This window comes from Methylobacterium aquaticum (assembly GCF_001043915.1).
Taxonomy (GTDB): domain Bacteria; phylum Pseudomonadota; class Alphaproteobacteria; order Rhizobiales; family Beijerinckiaceae; genus Methylobacterium; species Methylobacterium aquaticum.
The window spans coordinates 1-16,120 of the sequence record NZ_LABX01000168.1 but is presented as its reverse complement, the minus strand read 5'-3'; the positions used below and the strand labels follow the sequence as shown (position 1 = coordinate 16,120).

The following is a 16,120-nucleotide window of genomic DNA, read 5'->3' as shown; positions in this document are numbered from 1 at the left end:
CTCCTCGTCGACGACGGGGCGGAGGCCCGCGGCGTGATCCGCACCAACCTCGACACTCTCGGGCTCGGGGGGGTGACCCGGCTGTTTCGCCGCGACGCCACCCGGCTGGGCGCGGCGCCGCCGGGCGAGCCCTTCGGCGTGGTCTTCTGCGACCCGCCCTATGGCCGCGACCTCGCCCCGAAGGCGCTGAGCGCGGCACGCGACGGTGGCTGGCTCGCACCGAACGCCCTCGCGGTGGTCGAGGAGGCGGCCTCCGCCCCCCTCACCGCGCCGGAGGGTTTTTCGGAACTGGAGCGCCGGACCTACGGCGAGACCCAGGTGGCGTTCTGGCGCCTCATGGCCTGACCGTCTCGGCCAGTGCGGCCGCGAAGCTGCCGGCGGCGACGCCGCGGCCCCTGGCCGACCGGTAGGCGCGTCCGACCCGCTCGCCGCCCGTCACCGCCGTGTGGATGCCGACGAGCGCCGCGGCCCCGCCAGGTTCGAGCACCAGGACCGGCGCCCCGGATTCCCCCGACATCGACTCGCATTCATCGACGAGCTGACCCGGCACCGGCGCGTCGATCCGCACCGCGCAGCCGCGGTCGATCACCGGCAGATAGGGGCGATCGGCGGCGTAGCCCGCCAGCGCCACCACGGCGCCCGGCCGGCTCCCCGGCAGATCGGCCCCCGTCAGCACGAGCCACGGCACGGGCGTGAGGGTCATGGGCTGACGCAAGGTTAGGATCGCCCAGTCGCGCCCGATCATGTCGGCGGTGATGCCGTCGCGCTCCGGCCGCGTCGCCCGCCTCAAATCGATCCCCGGCGCGAGCCGGAACGCCTCGACCTCGGCGGTGCCGGCATTGCGATCGCGGGCCTGGCCCGCGACGAAGAAGACCTGATGCGGCTTGACCCAGGTGTCGAGCCGGGCATCGAACAGGCAATGGGCGGCGGTCAGCACATGGCGCGGCCCGACCAGGGTGCCGGTGCAGTGGCTGCGATGGGCGGGGCCCTGCACCACGTTCACCCGTCCGATCGCCGTGAACGGCCAGACGGTCGGCTCCAGCGGCACGCGCCGGTCGGGGGAGGGCGCCTGGGCGTGGGCCGGGGCGGTGAGGAGCGCCGCGAGGGCGAGCGCGTGCCGACGGGACCGGCATCCCCGCGGCGGCCTCGTCGTCGATTGCCGGTACGTCATCGATTCTCCTCGTCCAGGCGCGGACCGGGTGAGTGTTGGCGCCCCGCCATCGAAGACCAGAATCAGAGATGGCGCGGTTTGCTGCACCGCCGGGCCTTGGCGGCGCCTTGCGCCGGCTGCGCCTCATCCGAGCGGGACGAGAGCGGGACGGCGCGATCATAAATTGTTCATCTTTGGCCGGAAGCCCGGAACTGGCAGGCTGCCGTCGAGGTTAATCGGCCGCGTACCAGTACAGACATCTCACCATCGCCACCATGCCCTGGAGGGGCTCGATGCCGCTGCACCAGACCATGCCGGCTGCCCGGCTTCGCGCCCTGCTCCTGGCGATGACCTCGGGCTGTCTGCTGATCGCCTCGACCCCCGGGGCCCGGGCTCAGGACGACGGCCTGGACTTCCTCCGGCAGATCTTTTCCGGTCCCTCCGCCGCGCCGGTCCCGGTGGCGCAGCCCAGCGTCGTCCAGCCCGGCGACGCGCCGCTCCGGCAGCGGGCGAGCCGGCGCAACCGCCTCGCGGCCCAGGCCAAGGCCGTGCGCGGCCGCACCCGCTACGTCGCCCTGCCGAAGGCCGATGTGAAGGCGAAGGAGACGAAGCCCCTCGTCCTCGCGGTCTCACCGCTGAAATCCCTCGATGCCCGCACCGCGCTCCTGCGCGACCCGACTCTGCGCCCGGGCGACATCGTCATCATGCCCGAGGGGCCGCGGGTGTTCCACGGCGAGGCCGGGACCGACAAGCACACGATGCGCGACTTCCAGGACGTGAACCGTCCTGGCGTGGTCGCCGCCAAGACCCGCAAGGAATTGCTGGCGATGACGGCGCCGATCGGCGCTCTGCCCGCCGACGCGGCCCGGCGGATGATGGCGCAATACCAGAAGGTCTCCGCGGCGCCGGTGACGACGCCGCGCGTCGAGGCGGCCCTCGCCCGGGTGGTGTATCCGGCGCGCTGACCATCCCCGGAACGCACCGATGCCGCGCCTGCGGCAACGAAGGTGTGACTCGCTGCACGCGACGCGGCGCAACGCCTGGCTGCGCTTGCTAGGATGACACGGGCCGCAGACAGGCGGCCTTCCGCGTCGAGTTGTGTCCGCATGTCGATCCCGAGCTGGTTCCCGAACCCTCCGTGCAGGTTCTCGAACCGCGCGCCATCCTGCGGCGAGACCCTGCTGCTTCGTGATCCGTCACGGTCATCCTGCCGCCGGTCCTGGTCGCCCGGGGCCCTCCTCCTGGCCGCCGGGCTGGCCATGGGGGCGATGATCGCTCCGGCGCCCGCGCATGCCGCCGAGGGTGCGGTCCTGGTGGCACAGTGCAAGAGCCTGCTGCGCAGCGCCAAGGTGCGGGGCAACGACGTCGAGTTCCGCCAGGACCCGGAGACCGTGGGCTGCTGGGCCTTCATGGGTGCGGTGCAGGACCTCGTCGGCGTGGCCGAGACCGCCAACCAGCCGCCGATCCTCGGCGCCTGCCTGCCGCCCACCGGCAATCGGCTCCAGCTGGTGCGGGCGGTGGTGACCTACGGGACGGCTCACCCGCCCGCCCTGCGCGAGAAGGCCGGGGTCCTCGCTCTGCTGGCCCTGCGCGATGCGTTCCCGTGCCGGAAGGACTAAGCAGTCTTGCATTGGCAGGCCAACGCTTCGCCCGCTGAGCTTCTCGTTTGATCGCAGATTTCGCCGAACCGGTGACCACTCCGGCGAAACCGGCTCAGGGCCGCCCCGAGTCTCCGTTCCGCCTCCGTACGCAGGATCAGGATGCGCGTCCATGATGGCCGGCCGGGCATGATGCGCCCGGCTCCATCGCTTGTGCCAACAAAAGGTTCCCGGCGATATTTGCGCCGGCTCCGCTTGCTCCGGCGGGTGCGCAACATACTCTGAGAGAGTAGGCGGGAGGAGGTGCCGCGACCGGCCCGATCCTCTCCCGCGACCCGCTCGATCGGAGGATGAACATGGCCAAGGCCGACCGGCACAATATGGGGCCCGGGGCGCAGGGCAAAGGCTCCGGCACCGGCGCGATGACCGAGCTGCCCGAGGGCATCCTCGAGGAGAACAGGGTCCTGAGCAACCGCGACAAGGCCCAGCACAGCGCAGAGCGCGGTCTCGACAGCAAGTTCGTGCAGACCGAGCAGTACCACGATCACGCCGCCAACCGGCGCAACTTCGACCAGACGCTCGGGGATCGAGCCGAGTCGACGACCGGCAACCAGAACACGAGCGGCCAGAACACGAGCGGCCAGAACACGAGCGGCTTGGAGGCGCCGATGACCACCACATCGGGCGACGACAGCGCGCTGGCGCGGCGGCACCGGAAGTAAGCTCAGACCATCGGGACCGGCGTCGAGCCGTCTGGATCGGGCTTCCGATTGCCGACGCTCGTCAACAAGAGCCGGTTTGCACGTACCTTGCTGACACGCTCCGCATCAGTCCAGGCGCCGCCAGAGCACTGCCCGATCACGTCGCAATCGGGCAGTGCTCTAGGTTTTTGATTTTGCCGCATTTTCTAACGACGAACCGGTATCCACTTCGTCGGACAATGCTCTAGGCGGCCCTGGACTAATGAGGATCGGAGAGTTCGGGCGCTCATTTCCGCCGATCCCACCGGACGGTGTTCAGGGATTGCCGCGCAGGCCGTTCGCCAATTCGCGGTTGATCCGGATCAGGGCCGTCAACTTGTCGGCGCTCGGCTCGATCATGGCGTCGAGGGTGCGGGTGAACACGAAGGCGCCGAGGCGGGCCATCGAGGTCTTCAGCTCCTCGGGCAGCGGCGCATCCGGCTCCGTCGCGGCGGAGGACAGAAGCGTCCAGACCTTGCGGTTGAAGCCGAGAGCGTCGTTGAGGGTCGTCTGCTGGACGTCCCAATTATCCTGGATCGCCTGAAGGCGAGCCGCCGCCTTGATCAGGACCGCGGCCTCGGCCTCGCGGGGTGTCATCGCCACCTGGGCGGTTCTCGCGTAGGCGTTTGCCGCGTAGCTCATCGTCTGCCTCTCCGGCTGGCCTTTGAAGCGGCCTCGCAGGCAGGTCTGCCATCGATTTGTTAAGCTAGGGTTGTGAAAGAAGGCCGACGTTGCGGCAACCGGCTTGCATGATGGGCCGGTGATTCGCCCTCAAACCGCTACGAAGTCGGCGCAAGGATCGGCCGCTATGCTGAATTTCCTCCTCGGCGCCATCGCGGGCGCCCTGATGGCCGCCGTGGCGACGGTCGCGGCCCTGCGCAATCCGGAAGCCCAGGTGAAGATGGGCATCGTGCAGCCCGCCCCGACGACGATCCAGACGCGGCGCCCGGATCCGGTCTGCCCCCCGCCTCCGCAGGCGGTGCAGACCCATGTCCAGGCGGGAAGCCCGCAGGTCGGCCAACCGGACATGCTGTTCGCCCGGCGCCGGTTCTGGTCAGTCGCGCCGTAAGACCAAGGGCCGTTGAAGCCGGCCTTTGGTTTTTGTTCGTGAATGCTCGCCAAGCCTTTGGCTTGGTGTCGACAATCTGAAATGGGTCAACGGCTCCGTCGATCTCGCGGGCCTGATCGAGATTGAATCGCTGCGTCAGCATCCTGGTCCGTCGGCATCGCTCGCCGGGCGAGGAGTCAGACGCTGCTCAGCAGCAGCATCACCACGGTCGTCGCAGCGGTCGAGCCGAGGAAGCCACAGAGCGCCGCGGTGAACGAGTGAGCGCCGGTGGTCGGCGCGGAGAGGCGGGGCTCGGGCGAGGTCTGGCTGGCGTGGGTCATGCTGGCGTGGGTCATGGCGGGCATCCGATCTGGCGTGCCGGATATCACGGCAGCACCCGGTGAGAGGAATGGGCGAAGTGCGGAGGAATGGGTGTGCGCTACGGCACGCGCTCAGTCGCAGCGGAAGAACCGCTTCTCCTGACGCACGGAGCGGAGGGCGGACTTGAGATCAACCGAGGCGACGCCGAGGCCGCAATCGTCGAGGCGGTCCCGGGCGTCCTCGTAACGGTCCTCGGCATCGCCGAGATTGTCGCAGACCCGGTCGCGGTCACCGATGCGGGCATCCTGGCGGGCCTGAAACCGCAGGGCACCGGCCTCGTCGATCTTGCGCTGGGCACCGAGGCAAGCCGGCTGGGCCAGGGCCGGGCCTGCGACGAGCAGGAGGGCGGCGGCCATCGGCCAGCCGAGCGGGAGACGACGCGGTGGGGTCATCGCTGAACTCACGAACGGTACAGGGTCCGCAGCTGCGGCAATCCGCCTCGTGGATGAAGCGTGATGCCAAGCTTGCTTGTTGTGCCCGAGGAACGTCGAGGGCGCCCGCGGGGTTCCCCGCAAAACCGCTGCCGGAAGTGCATGCGATCGGGAGGCCGTGAGCGCGAAGCGCGTCAGGTCGCCGTGCGCCGGCGCCGCGTCGCGCGCATCGTCTCCAACGTCACGGGCCGGAACTCCCAGGCATCGACGCCGACATCGTATTGCCGGGTGGCCGGCTTGAGATTGCCGTGGGAATGGCCGTGCAGGTCGATGACGCCGCTCCCCATCCGGTTCCAGGTCCGGAACGCATAGTGGCACAGGACGAGGTGCTGCCCGTCGACGTCGATCTCGGCGTAATGCGCGATGCTGAGCCAGCCATGGGCGGCGAGGGTCGCCGGCCCGTCGTTGTTGCCGACGATCAGGTGCTTCTGCCCGTTGAGCGCCGAGAGCAGGGCCTGCACCCGCTCCGGCGGTGGCCCGAGAGCGAAGTCGCCGAGGTGCCAAACCGTGTCGTCCGGCTCCACCACGGCGTTCCAGTTCTCGACCAAAGCCGCGTCGTGGGTCGCGAGATCGGGAAAGGGGCGGCGATCGATGCGCAGCACCCGCGGATCGCCGAAATGCGTGTCGCTGGTGAAGTAGGTGGTCATACCAAAGGTCGTTGAAAACGACCTTTGGTGCCGCTCGCGAATGTTCGCCAAGCCTCTGGCTAGGCATCGAAAATTCGAGATTGGGTCAACGGCCGGATGCGTCGGCATCTTCGGCCGCTGGTATCATGCGGCGTCCGATCGGTCCACCCGGTCCAGGCCCGGTCGCCGATCGGACGTCCCGTCCGGGGGCCGGGTTTCGCCGGACCTCCTCAGTTGAACCGCACCGGCAAGGTGAAGCTCTGCTGCGCGCCGGTGAACTCTGCCGGGGCCGGCGGCAGGCTGCCGGACGCCGCCGCCACGGCGGCGGCATCGAGGCTGCCATTGCCGCTGCTGCCGGCAAGCGAGGCGCCGAGGACCCGGCCGGAGCGGGACACGGTGAAGCGGACCGTCGCGGTGCCGCTCGCCCCGCCGACCGCGCGGGCCCGGCTCTGGATCACCCCGCGCACCATCGCGCCCCAGGCCCGGGCGGCATTGGCACTCGCCGCCGCCGAGGCCCCGCCCTGGTTCATCTGCGAGGCGGAGGCCGCGGCGCGGCGCTGGCGGGCGGCTTCGAGCCGGCGCTCGGCCGCCTTCTCGGCCTCGCGCTTGACGTCGCGCACGGGCTTCGGCGGCGGCTTGCGCGCCTCGACCGGCTTCTCGATGGGCTTCTGCCTCTCCACCGGCTTCGGCTTGGGGACAGGCTTGGGCACAGGCTTAGGAGTGGGCTTGGCGACCGGCTTCGGCACGGGCTGGAGAAGCGGCTTCGGCTCCTCTACGGGCTTCGCCACCACGGCGGCCGGCGCGTCCTGGTTCGTCGAGGTCACGACCTGCTCTTCGGGCTCCTGCACCGCCTGCATGGCCTCGGGCGGCGTCTCCATCGGCACAGTCTCGGCGGGGACCTGCTCGGCCGGGACCAGTTCGGCCGGGACCTGCTCGACCAAGGTCCGCTCGGCCGGCATTTGCTCGACGGGAGTCTCCTGGGGGACCTCCTCCGCCTTCGTCTCGGGCGGGGGCATGGTCTCGACCGGCACCGTGTCGGCCGGGGGCTCGGCCGTCGGCACGGTTTTCGGCTCGGTCACGTCGGTGGGCGTCGGCGCGATGTCGACGTCCTGCGCCTGGTTCGGCACGTCGACCGCCGCCAGGTCGGGCGCGAGATCGATCGCGATCTCGTTCTCGCCGGGCGGGGCCGGGGGGCCGCGCCAGTAGGTGAGGGCGAAGAGGCCGCCCGCATGCAGGGCGAGGGCCACCAGGAAGGCAAGGCCGAGGCCCGTCCCCGGCTCCCGCGGCTCCGGCGCGTCGGTCGTCACGGTGTGGCTCATCGGCTCACCGCGGGGCCGCCGGCACGGGAGAAGCGGGAGCGGGCGCCCCGCCCGAGGGGGCATTGGCGATGAGCGAGACCTTGGCGAAGCCGGCCTGGCCGACGAGCCCCATCACCTCCATGACCTTGCCATAGGGCACGTCCTTGTCGCCGCGCACCAGCACGGTCTGGCCCGGATCCTCGGCGGCAGCGGCCTTCAGGCGGGCGAGCGCGGTCTCGGGCGGCAGCGGCTCCTTGGCCAGGAAGGCATGGCCGTCCTTGTCGACCGAGACGACCACCGGCTTCTTCGATTCGGAGGTCTTGGCGGCGGCGGTCTTCGGCAATTGCACCGGCACGCCGACGGTCATCAGCGGGGCCGCGACCATGAAGATGATCAGCAGCACCAGCATCACGTCGACCATCGGGGTGACGTTGATCTCGGACATCGGCGCGGCGTCGAAGCCATCCTCGTCGCCGGCGCCGGCCTGCACCGGTCCCATACCCATCTGGCGGGCCTCCGGCCGCCTGCCCGGTGGGGCAGGGGCGCTATGCGTTGAACAAAGAGGACGATGATACCAACGGTCGTTGAAAACAACCTTTGGTGCCGGTCTCGAATTGTCGCCAAGCCCAAGGTCCCGGACATCTGCGCTTGGCAACGACAATTCGAGATGGAATCATCGGCCGCGTCGATCTCGGGCAGGCCCGAGATCGAATCGATGCGTCAGCATCTTCGGCCGTTGGTATTACTCAGCGGCGGCGCTGCGGGCGTGATGGCTGCGGTCGCGCGCCAGCCGGTTGCCCAGGATACCGATGCCGGCGACGAAGGCCGCCTGCACCTTGGCGAGGTCGCTCGAGAACTTGTTGTAGGCCAGCACCGCCGGAATCGCGACCACGAGGCCGATCGCGGTGGCAAACAGCGCCTCGGCGATGCCCGGCGCCACCACGGCGAGGCTGGTATCCTGGCTCTTCGCGATCGACGAGAACGAGTTCATGATGCCCCAGACCGTGCCGAACAGGCCGATGAACGGCGCCGCCGAGCCGGCGCTGGCCAGGAAGGGCAGGCCGATCTGGAGCCGCTTGATGTCGAGGGTCAGGGCCGCCCGCATGGCGCGCTCGATGCGCTCGCGCCGCTCGGCCCGGGTCTCGCTCGAATCCTGGTCGCGCCACGCCTCCTGGGCGGCGGCCACCACCCGGGCGGAGAGGCCTGAGCGCGCCTCCGGCATGCCGCCGCTGGCGACGAGGCGACCGAAGGCCCTGGCCTGGCGCCGGGCGCCGGCGAGGCGCACCACCTTCTCGAGGATGATCGTCCAGGAGACCAGCGAGGCCAGGACCAGGAGGATCATCACCCCTTTCACGACCGGATCGGCCTGAAGGAAGAGCCCGAGGAAGGAGAAGTCGTGGCCTGCGGCCGCGGCGGGCGCGGTGGTCGGATCCATCTCGGCGGTCTCCGGGAAAACAGGGAACAGGAGGGGCGGTCAGCGCACGAACGGCGCGGCGCCCTTGGCGGAGGAGGGCTCGATGCGCTCCAGGCAGGTTTCGCGGGTCAGATCCTGGCCGTCGCAGGCCGCCACGTCGTTGAGCAGCACCCGGCCGACCTGGGCGCAGGGCGTGGGGGAGATCTCGAACTGGCGTAACGCCGTCTTGCGCGCCGGCACCGGGCCGAGTTCCACCATGCTGCGCTTCTGCACGATGCCGTCCGGGTCGAAGGCATAGAGGTCAAGGCGCAGCGAGCGGATCGGGCCGCCCTTGCCGTTCTCGACGATCAGCATCGCCTTGCACGCATCACCGGCCGTCTCGAGCTTGTTCAGCTCCACCCGCAGCGGCGGAGCGGCCGGATGGCTCACGGTCGCGGGAGTCACGGTCGCGGGTGGCTCGGACCCTTGCGCCTGGGTTCCTTGCGCTGGGGTTCCTTGTGCCTGGGCCGGCGCGGAGGCGAGCGCCATCGGCGACAGGGCGAGGCAGAGGGCCAGGGCAGGTCGGGATATGACGGACCGGGACATGACGCGGCCGATGCCGGCCCGGGACCGGGGCAACCCTTGCGTGAGCACGTCGTGCGACTCCTCTGGGACCGCGAGCGCCAACGGCGATAAGCGCGCTGACCGGCCGCCCACAGGGGCGTCGGCGCGACGCCGTGTCGGCTCTCGCTCCTGTTCGTCGGACAAAGCCGGCATCGACCCGGGATGTCCCCGGACCACCGGCACGACCGAACTAGCGAGGGGACCGGCCGGGATCAAGGCCGCCCGCGAAACTCAGAGAAATTCCAATCTGTTACACGGTTCGCGAGCGGGCCGCCGGGCAAGGCACGCAGTTTTCATTGCCACATTGTCCTGCCACGGACGGCACGTCCTATTTCTCCTTCTTGTCCAGCGCCTTCCCGGACGACGTGTCCGGAGGCGTCCCGGGCGTCCTGGGCGTGCGGGCCTTCTCGACGGCCTCGGCCTTCTCCTCGTCGGTGTCGCCGCTCTGGTCGATCGCCCGTTCGGGATCGGCGGCCAGCCCGCGCAGGACCGCCAGAACCTGAGCGCAGAGCTGCGGGTGCTTGTAGGCGTCCAGAATCACGGCGGCGTCGCGCAGGGTGCGCAGGTCGCGCACGGTCTGCTCGTTGGCCGAACGCTGGAGCTTCGACGATTGGGCGATCATGTCCTCGAGATGCAGGCCGACGACGTCGCAGGCCGCGCTCGGGGCCGGAGCCGCAGCCTGCGCCGCAGGGGCCGCCATCTGCGCGTCCTTGGCTCCAGCCGTCAGGGCGTGGCCGGCGAGGACGAGGGCGAGAAGACCGGAGAGGACGAAGGGCGGGCGCATTGGTTCACGGGGCTCCATCTCGGGCAAGAGGTTTGGGGTTCGGCGTTCAGTGTCCGAGGATGCGGTTGGCGAGCGCCACGATCTGGCTCGGGCGGTAGGGCTTGGGCACGAAAACGGAGCCGGTCACCGCCTCGTCTCCGAGGGTGTGGCGGCCGCCCGAGGTGTAGACGACCGGCAGGCGCGGGCAGTGGCGCCGCGCGTCCCGGGCCAGCGCCACCCCGTTGGTGTTGCGGGCCAGATCGATGTCGGTGAACAGCATGTCGACCCGCTCGGCCTGGAGAATGCGGCCGGCCTCGACCGCATCGGCGGCGGTGAGCACGCGGTAGCCCTCGTCGGCCAGGGCCTCGGCGGCGATCTCGCAGACCATCGCCTCGTCCTCGACCACCAGCACCGTCTGCCAGGGGAGGGCAGCGGGCGGCACCATCGCCGCAAAGGCAGACTGGATCATGACGCAACTCGCTCCAGGACGATGAGGGGGCCGCCGGTGAGCGCTCCGGCGACGGTTCGAGGACAGAACCACCGGAACCTGGGCGGCGTTCGGGCAGGGTCGGTCGAATTGATGCGGCTTGGTAAGCGAAGCCTTAACCCTGCGGGACGGGCGGTTAATCCGGGCGGGAACCGGCCGCGCCCTTGCGCGGGACGGCCCCGTGTGACAGGCCCGGCCGCACGGTTTCGAGGTTCACAGGAAGAGCGATGAGCGCCACCGCCGCCCCCTCCCTCACCCAGCAGGTCACCGCGATTCCGGCCGGCGCCCACGTGATCGCGGCCCATTGGCTCGGCCGGCAGCTCGCCCTGGCCCTGGGCGACGGCGTGGTGCTCCTCGTGGCGGACGGGGGCGAGACCACCCGGGTCGAGGCCCATCCGGAGGCCGGAATCCTGGTGGCCGCCGGCGACGGCAGGCGCCTCGTCACCGGGGGCGACGACGGGCGGATCGTCGCGGTCAAGGCCGATGGCGGCGTCGACGCGATCGCCACGGCCCAGGGCGGCGCCTGGATCGACGCCCTGGCGCTGCACCCGGATGGCGGCGTCGCCTATGCGGCGGGCAAGCGCGTCGTCGCCCGCGACGCCAAGGGCCGCGAGAAGGGTTTCGAGGCGCCCTCCACCGCCCGGGGCCTCGCCTTCGCGCCCAAGGGCTACCGGCTGGCGGTGGCGCATTACGGCGGCGCCACCCTGTGGTACCCGAACCTCGACACCCCGCCCGAGGCTCTGACCTGGAAGGGCTCCCATATCGACGTGACCTGGTCGACGGACGGGCGCTTCGTCATCACCACGATGCAGGAGAACGCCCTGCATGGCTGGCGCCTCCAGCCCGACCGGGGCCACATGCGGATGAGCGGCTACCCCGCCAAGGTGCGCTCCACGGCCTGGTCCTCGGACGGGCACTGGCTGGCGACGAGCGGCGCGGAAGCCGTGATCGTCTGGCCGTTCGAGTCCAAGGAAGGCCCGACCGGCAAGGCGCCGCGGGAATGCGGCGTGCGCCCGGCCCGGGTCTCGCGGGTGGCGTTCCATCCCAAGTCGCCGGTCCTGGCGGCGGGCTACGAGGATGGCTGCGTGCTGCTGATCCGCTTCACCGACGCCTCGGAGCTGCTGGTGCGCCCGGCGGTGCGGGGCAGCGCCGTCACGGCGATGAGCTGGCATTCCGGCGGCGAGCACCTCGCCTTCGGTTGCGCCGACGGCCAGGCCGGTCTCCTCAGCCTGCCGCGCTGACGATGAACCTCCTCGGCGCGTTCCGGAAGCGCCCGTCGCCGGAGGCCGCCGCCCGGGCCCGGGTCGCTGGAATCGCCCGGCGCCTCGGCGGCTTCGGCCCCGAGGTGACGCTTGCCGTCAACGAGATCGCGTGCGCCGATCCGGCCTGCCCGGGCACCGAGACGGTGATCCTGGTCATGGTCCCGGGCGCCCGCTCGCGCGCCTGCAAGGTGGGCAAGCCCCTGGAGGCGGTGACGGAGCAGGATGTGGCGGCGGCGCTGGAGGGCTGATCCGGCGCGCCGTGCCCGCTCTCGGCCAGCGCCCGTCCTCAGTGTTGCGCCCCATCTACAGCCCAGGGCCCGCCCTCTCGACTAGGAGGGGAGGGAGCGGCGCCCGTTGGCGCCGTCATCCGGATGGGCCGCCATGCCGCGCGCGACGACGCACACCCCCGATCCCGCCGTCGATGCGGCGGCGCTGCTGCGCCGCCTCGCCTTCTTCGGCCTGACGGTGGTGATCCCGGTCTCCGCCCTGGTGTCGCGGCGCATCGTGGTCATCCTGGCGCCGATCGGGATCGCGCTGCTCATCGTCGCCTCCCTCCTCGACGGGGCCCAGCGTCCCCTCCGGGCCGGGCTGGCGCGCCTCGGCGGCGCCCGGGCGATCCTGGCCGGCGCCCTGCTGCTCGGCTGGTGCGCCCTGTCCCTCGTCTGGACGCCGTTCCCCGGCCCGGCGAGCGAGCGCCTGCTCAACCTCGCCGCCACGGTGGGGCTGACCGTGGCCGGTTACCTCGCGCTGCCGGACCGGATGCGCTCGGCCAACCTCTACCTCCTGCCTCTCGGCGTCGGCGCGGCGGCGATCGGGGCGGTGCTGCTCGGGCTGTTCAGCGGTGCCTCCCTGCGCGGCGGCTTCGAGGACGACAGCGCGCTGGAGCGCGGCGCGATGCTGCTCGCCCTGCTGCTCTGGCCCGCCGCCGCCTGGCTGCGCTCGCGCCGGCGCGACATGGAGGCGCTCGGCCTCGCCGTCGTGGTGGCGCTGGCGCTGGTTCTCGCCCCCGGGCCGGTGCCGCTGCTGGCCCTCGGCTGCGGGGCGGTGGCCTTCGCGCTCTCGGCTTGGCGGCAGAGCCTCGGCGCACGGGTCACGGCAGGCGTCGCGGCGGGCCTCGTCGCCCTGGCGCCGCTCCTGCCTTTCCTGCTGCGGCCCGTGCTGACGCCGGTGCTCGGGCCGCTCCACCCGACGATTCTCACGCTCAAAGCCTGGCAGCGGGTGGTGACGACCGAGCCGCTGCGGCTCGTCACCGGCCACGGCCTCGAAACCGCCTTGCGCGGCAAGGTGATCGGCATGCTGCCGATCAACGCCCCGGCCTCGCTGCTGTTCGAGATCTGGTACGAGCTCGGGATCGTCGGCGCCTTCGCGGCGGCCTTCGTGCTGTGGAGCGGCATCCGCCATTCCGGCCGCGAGCACCCGGTTCTGAACCCGGGGGCGATGGCCACCGCCGCCACCGCCTTCGCCTCCGCCTGCCTCGGAATCGGCACCGTCGCGAGCTGGTGGTTCACCAGCGTCACCGTGGTGGTGCTGGTCTTCATCGCGGTGGAGCGAGGCCAGTTCCGCACCAGCCGGCCGAAGGCAAGTGCGCTGCCACCGCGCAGTGCGGCGTGACCGGCAGCGTCGCCGGCCGCGCGGGGCCGGAACTCCGTCGCTCCAGCCAGGTCAGCGCCTCGTCGAGGCTCGGGAAGGGCCGCGGCTGGGGCGCGGCGGCGGCCCGCCCGAACGCGGCTTCCAGGTACCAGTGCCGCCCGACGCCCAGATCCTCGTGCAGGAGAGGATCGAGCTGGGTCAGGACGCCGATCAGGCGGCCGTCGCGATAGACCAGGCGGCCCTCGCAATCCGCACTGCCGGTCTCGATGCGGACGGGATCGACGATGAGGATTGTGGACATGTCTGAATCACGGTGTCGACTGGAGCATCGCGCCCTCGTCGCCGATACGAAACCCGCATCGCGCCGGCAATCGACTCACGGTTATGCTACCCCGGAGCATCATGGGCGGGCAGAGCCGGTTTCGGCACCGGACAGGAGGACGGGTTCCAGGCGGAGACGGTCCGGCCAGACGGACGGCCGCCGCCCTCACGCATCACCACCGAGCCGTCTCGATCCTCCGACGGCAGGCCGAGATCGGCTGCAAACGATGCCGCGACGCCCGAGGGAACGCCTCTGGACCCCTCACGCCTCGGCCGCGGCCTCGATCGCCGCCATGTCGTCGTCGGAGAGCCCGACATGATGGCCGATCTCGTGCACCAGCACGTGCGCCACGAGATGGCCCAAGGTCTCGTCGTGCTCGGCCCAGTAATCGAGCAGGGGCCGGCGGTAGAGCCAGACCATGTTGGGGAACTGGCCGGTGGCGAGGTTGAGGGCCCCGCCCCCTTGAGCCAGGCCGGTGCCACGGAACAGGCCGAGAAGATCGAATTCGCTCTCGCAGCCCATCTCCTCCAGGGTCTCGTCGTCGGGAAACTCCTCGACGCGGATCACCACCCCGTCGCACAGGCTGCGGAACGCCTGCGGCAGGCGGGCGAAGGCCGCCTCCGCCAGGGCCTCGATGGCGGCGAGGTCGGGCGCGCGGCGGGCGCTCCAGTCGGTGTCGGGCGTCTCGGTCATCGCTGTCACCAGAGTCATCGCTGTCACCAGACCTGCAATTGCCGGCCGAGCAGCCAGGCGAGGACGACGAGCGCCACGACGCCGAGGCCACGGCCGATGCGCCGGCCCCAGATCTCGACCGGGTCGTGCTCGGCGGGATCCTGCTCGGGTCGCATTGGCTCCGGTTGCATGTGCGGGCTCACGCCGCCAGCGCCGGGGCGACCCGCTCGGTCAGGAAGCCCGCGAGGTCGTTGGTGATGTGGTCGATATGCGGCGCGCGCACCGCCTCCTGCTCGAAGCTCTCGCGGAACGGGTCGATGGTGCGGGGCACCACCAGCACCGTCGCCATGCCGAGGTCGTGCGGGACGACGAGGTTCTTGGCGATGTCCTCGAACAGGGCCGAGCGGGTCGGGTCGACCCCGTGGCGGTTCAGGAACTTCTCGTAGGCCGAGCGCTCGGGCTTGGGCACGAAATCGGCCGCCGCGATGTCGAACACGTCCTCGAAATGGTCGAGGATGCCGAGCTTCGTCGCGACGTTCTCGGCGTGCCGGCGCGAGCCGTTGGTGAGGATCAGCTTGCGGCCGGGCAGGCCCTCGATCGCCACGCCGAGGCCCGGATCGAGCGCGATGCTCGAATGGTCGATGTCGTGGGCGAAGTCGAGGAACTCGTAAGGGTCGATCCGCCACTCGGCCATCAGGGCGCGGAGCGTCGTGCCGTAGCGGTGGTAGAAGTATTTCTGGAGCGCCCGGGCCGAGATCCCGTCGAGCCCGAACAGGTTCATCACGTAGAGGGTGATGCGTTCGTCGACCTGCGGCCAGACGCGGGCGTCGTGGGGATAGAGCGTGTTGTCGAGGTCGAACACCCAGGTGTCGATGCCCGAGAAGCCGCGGGCCTCAGGGGCGGTGAGGTGGCTCTCGCCTGGCAGGAGCAAGGGACGGTCCGGCGACGGGGGCCCCACGGCCCCGGACGCTCAAGATAAGCGAGGCAGGGCGGAAGGGAAGATGAAAGAAGGGACTGGCGGATCGGGCGGTCCGGTTGCGGACCGCCCGCGGACGTCGTGGTTACGACCGGCGGATCAGCGTGCCGGCGCCGTAATCGGTGAACAGCTCGAGCAGCACCGCGTGCGGCACCTTGCCGTCGAGGATGACCACCGCCTCGACGCCCTGCTCCAGGGCGTAGATGCAGGTCTCGATCTTCGGGATCATGCCAGCCGTGATGGTTCCGTCGGCGATCAGCCGGCGGCAATCCTCGATCGACAGTTCCGGGATCAGCTTCTTGTTCTTGTCGAGCACGCCCGGCACGTCGGTCAGCAGCAGCAGGCGCTTGGCCCGCATCGCCCCGGCGATGGCACCCGCGAAGGTATCGGCGTTGACGTTGTAGGTCTGGCCGTCGCCGCCCACCGCCACCGGGGCGAGGACCGGGATCAGCTCGGCCTTCAGCACCGCATCGAGCACCGTGCGGTCGACATGCTCGGGCTCGCCGACGAGGCCGAGATCGACGTGGCGCTCGATGTGGGAATCGGGATCGGTGACGGTCCGGGCGGCGCGGCGCGCCCGCACCATGTTGCCGTCCTTGCCGCACAGGCCGATCGCCTTGCCGCCCTCGGCCGAGATCCAGCCGACGATCTGCTTGTTGATCGAGCCGGCGAGCACCATCTCGACCACCTCGACGGTGGCCTCGTCGGTGACGCGCAAGCCCTCGCGGAACTCGGACTTGATGCCGAGCCGGTCGAGCA

General features: G+C 70.8%; 24 protein-coding genes. 8 read left to right on the top strand and 16 right to left on the bottom strand.

The features are described 5' to 3' along the window. On the top strand, positions 1 to 345 hold a 345-nt coding region (locus VP06_RS21160; protein WP_048465760.1), incomplete at its 5' end, for an RsmD family RNA methyltransferase. On the opposite strand, the gene VP06_RS21155 is transcribed toward VP06_RS21160, so the two are convergent. Next, positions 335 to 1,171, bottom strand: coding sequence for a trypsin-like serine peptidase (locus VP06_RS21155; RefSeq protein ID WP_048465759.1), 837 nt, complete (start codon positions 1,169 to 1,171; stop codon positions 335 to 337). The genes VP06_RS21160 and VP06_RS21155 overlap by 11 nt on opposite strands. Positions 1,172 to 1,443: 272 nt before the next feature. Between VP06_RS21155 and VP06_RS21150 the strand changes: the two genes are divergently transcribed. The 3 genes from VP06_RS21150 to VP06_RS21140 all read left to right on the top strand — a co-directional run bounded on the left by VP06_RS21150 (position 1,444) and on the right by VP06_RS21140 (position 3,470). After that, a complete protein-coding gene (locus VP06_RS21150; RefSeq protein ID WP_048465758.1) occupies positions 1,444 to 2,115 on the top strand; it encodes a hypothetical protein in 672 nt (223 codons plus the stop codon). Positions 2,116 to 2,256: 141 nt separating this feature from the next. Continuing rightward, positions 2,257 to 2,769: a Rap1a/Tai family immunity protein gene (locus tag VP06_RS21145; RefSeq protein WP_245291261.1), complete on the top strand. Its 513-nt coding sequence runs from the start codon at positions 2,257 to 2,259 to the stop codon at positions 2,767 to 2,769. Positions 2,770 to 3,104: 335 nt separating this feature from the next. After that, entirely contained in the window at positions 3,105 to 3,470 is a 366-nt protein-coding gene (locus VP06_RS21140; protein WP_048465763.1) for a hypothetical protein, read from the top strand. A gap of 294 nt (positions 3,471 to 3,764) precedes the next feature. Here VP06_RS21140 and flaF read toward each other — a convergent pair whose 3' ends face one another. Further along, a complete protein-coding gene (flaF, locus tag VP06_RS21135; protein ID WP_048465757.1) occupies positions 3,765 to 4,130 on the bottom strand; it encodes a flagellar biosynthesis regulator FlaF in 366 nt (121 codons plus the stop codon). Between the two features lie 166 nt (positions 4,131 to 4,296). On the opposite strand from flaF, the gene VP06_RS21130 reads away from it, so the two are divergent. Next, positions 4,297 to 4,557, top strand: a complete 261-nt coding sequence (locus tag VP06_RS21130; protein WP_048465756.1) for a hypothetical protein — start codon at positions 4,297 to 4,299, stop codon at positions 4,555 to 4,557. 176 nt (positions 4,558 to 4,733) lie between these two features. Here the strand turns inward: VP06_RS21130 and VP06_RS36530 are convergent, their stop codons facing one another. The 9 genes from VP06_RS36530 to VP06_RS21090 form a co-directional block, all read right to left on the bottom strand. Then, a complete protein-coding gene (locus tag VP06_RS36530; RefSeq protein ID WP_156295699.1) occupies positions 4,734 to 4,892 on the bottom strand; it encodes a hypothetical protein in 159 nt (52 codons plus the stop codon). A 96-nt stretch (positions 4,893 to 4,988) separates the two neighbouring features. Further along, the gene (locus tag VP06_RS21125) at positions 4,989 to 5,309 is read right to left on the bottom strand and encodes a hypothetical protein (protein ID WP_048465755.1); all 321 of its coding nucleotides are present in this window, start codon (positions 5,307 to 5,309) and stop codon (positions 4,989 to 4,991) included. 173 nt (positions 5,310 to 5,482) lie between these two features. Then, a complete protein-coding gene (locus VP06_RS21120; RefSeq protein WP_048465754.1) occupies positions 5,483 to 5,995 on the bottom strand; it encodes a metallophosphoesterase family protein in 513 nt (170 codons plus the stop codon). A gap of 209 nt (positions 5,996 to 6,204) precedes the next feature. Then, positions 6,205 to 7,293 carry an energy transducer TonB family protein gene (locus VP06_RS21115; protein WP_048465753.1) on the bottom strand — a complete coding sequence of 363 codons (1,089 nt, stop codon included), beginning with the start codon at positions 7,291 to 7,293 and terminating at the stop codon, positions 6,205 to 6,207. A 4-nt stretch (positions 7,294 to 7,297) separates the two neighbouring features. Continuing rightward, positions 7,298 to 7,777 carry a protein TolR gene (tolR, locus tag VP06_RS21110; protein ID WP_048465752.1) on the bottom strand — a complete coding sequence of 160 codons (480 nt, stop codon included), beginning with the start codon at positions 7,775 to 7,777 and terminating at the stop codon, positions 7,298 to 7,300. Between the two features lie 237 nt (positions 7,778 to 8,014). After that, a complete protein-coding gene (locus VP06_RS21105) occupies positions 8,015 to 8,707 on the bottom strand; it encodes a MotA/TolQ/ExbB proton channel family protein (RefSeq protein ID WP_048465751.1) in 693 nt (230 codons plus the stop codon). A 39-nt stretch (positions 8,708 to 8,746) separates the two neighbouring features. Continuing rightward, positions 8,747 to 9,130: a Tat pathway signal protein gene (locus VP06_RS21100; protein WP_245291260.1), complete on the bottom strand. Its 384-nt coding sequence runs from the start codon at positions 9,128 to 9,130 to the stop codon at positions 8,747 to 8,749. Between the two features lie 487 nt (positions 9,131 to 9,617). Then, positions 9,618 to 10,073 carry a photosystem reaction center subunit H gene (locus tag VP06_RS21095; protein ID WP_245291259.1) on the bottom strand — a complete coding sequence of 152 codons (456 nt, stop codon included), beginning with the start codon at positions 10,071 to 10,073 and terminating at the stop codon, positions 9,618 to 9,620. Between the two features lie 46 nt (positions 10,074 to 10,119). Further along, a complete protein-coding gene (locus tag VP06_RS21090; RefSeq protein ID WP_048465750.1) occupies positions 10,120 to 10,521 on the bottom strand; it encodes a response regulator in 402 nt (133 codons plus the stop codon). A gap of 245 nt (positions 10,522 to 10,766) precedes the next feature. On the opposite strand from VP06_RS21090, the gene VP06_RS21085 reads away from it, so the two are divergent. The 3 genes from VP06_RS21085 (at position 10,767) to VP06_RS21075 (ending at position 13,412) form a co-directional block, all read left to right on the top strand. Then, entirely contained in the window at positions 10,767 to 11,780 is a 1,014-nt protein-coding gene (locus VP06_RS21085; protein ID WP_048465749.1) for a WD40 repeat domain-containing protein, read from the top strand. Between the two features lie 2 nt (positions 11,781 to 11,782). Continuing rightward, positions 11,783 to 12,049: a hypothetical protein gene (locus VP06_RS21080; RefSeq protein WP_048465748.1), complete on the top strand. Its 267-nt coding sequence runs from the start codon at positions 11,783 to 11,785 to the stop codon at positions 12,047 to 12,049. A 133-nt stretch (positions 12,050 to 12,182) separates the two neighbouring features. Further along, positions 12,183 to 13,412: a hypothetical protein gene (locus VP06_RS21075; RefSeq protein WP_048465747.1), complete on the top strand. Its 1,230-nt coding sequence runs from the start codon at positions 12,183 to 12,185 to the stop codon at positions 13,410 to 13,412. Here VP06_RS21075 and VP06_RS21070 read toward each other — a convergent pair. From VP06_RS21070 to argB, 5 genes are all read right to left on the bottom strand, one after another. Next, positions 13,336 to 13,692: a hypothetical protein gene (locus VP06_RS21070; RefSeq protein ID WP_048465746.1), complete on the bottom strand. Its 357-nt coding sequence runs from the start codon at positions 13,690 to 13,692 to the stop codon at positions 13,336 to 13,338. The two genes, VP06_RS21075 and VP06_RS21070, sit on opposite strands and share 77 nt — an antisense overlap. Positions 13,693 to 13,974: 282 nt before the next feature. After that, positions 13,975 to 14,406 carry a metallopeptidase family protein gene (locus tag VP06_RS21065; protein ID WP_048465745.1) on the bottom strand — a complete coding sequence of 144 codons (432 nt, stop codon included), beginning with the start codon at positions 14,404 to 14,406 and terminating at the stop codon, positions 13,975 to 13,977. A 23-nt stretch (positions 14,407 to 14,429) separates the two neighbouring features. Beyond that, the gene (locus tag VP06_RS38640) at positions 14,430 to 14,561 is read right to left on the bottom strand and encodes a hypothetical protein (protein ID WP_280950230.1); all 132 of its coding nucleotides are present in this window, start codon (positions 14,559 to 14,561) and stop codon (positions 14,430 to 14,432) included. A 23-nt stretch (positions 14,562 to 14,584) separates the two neighbouring features. Next, positions 14,585 to 15,316, bottom strand: coding sequence for a pyrimidine 5'-nucleotidase (locus VP06_RS21060; protein WP_048465744.1), 732 nt, complete (start codon positions 15,314 to 15,316; stop codon positions 14,585 to 14,587). Between the two features lie 130 nt (positions 15,317 to 15,446). Next, positions 15,447 to 16,120 (bottom strand): acetylglutamate kinase (gene argB / locus VP06_RS21055; protein WP_048465743.1); only part of this gene is annotated, 674 nt, incomplete at its 5' end.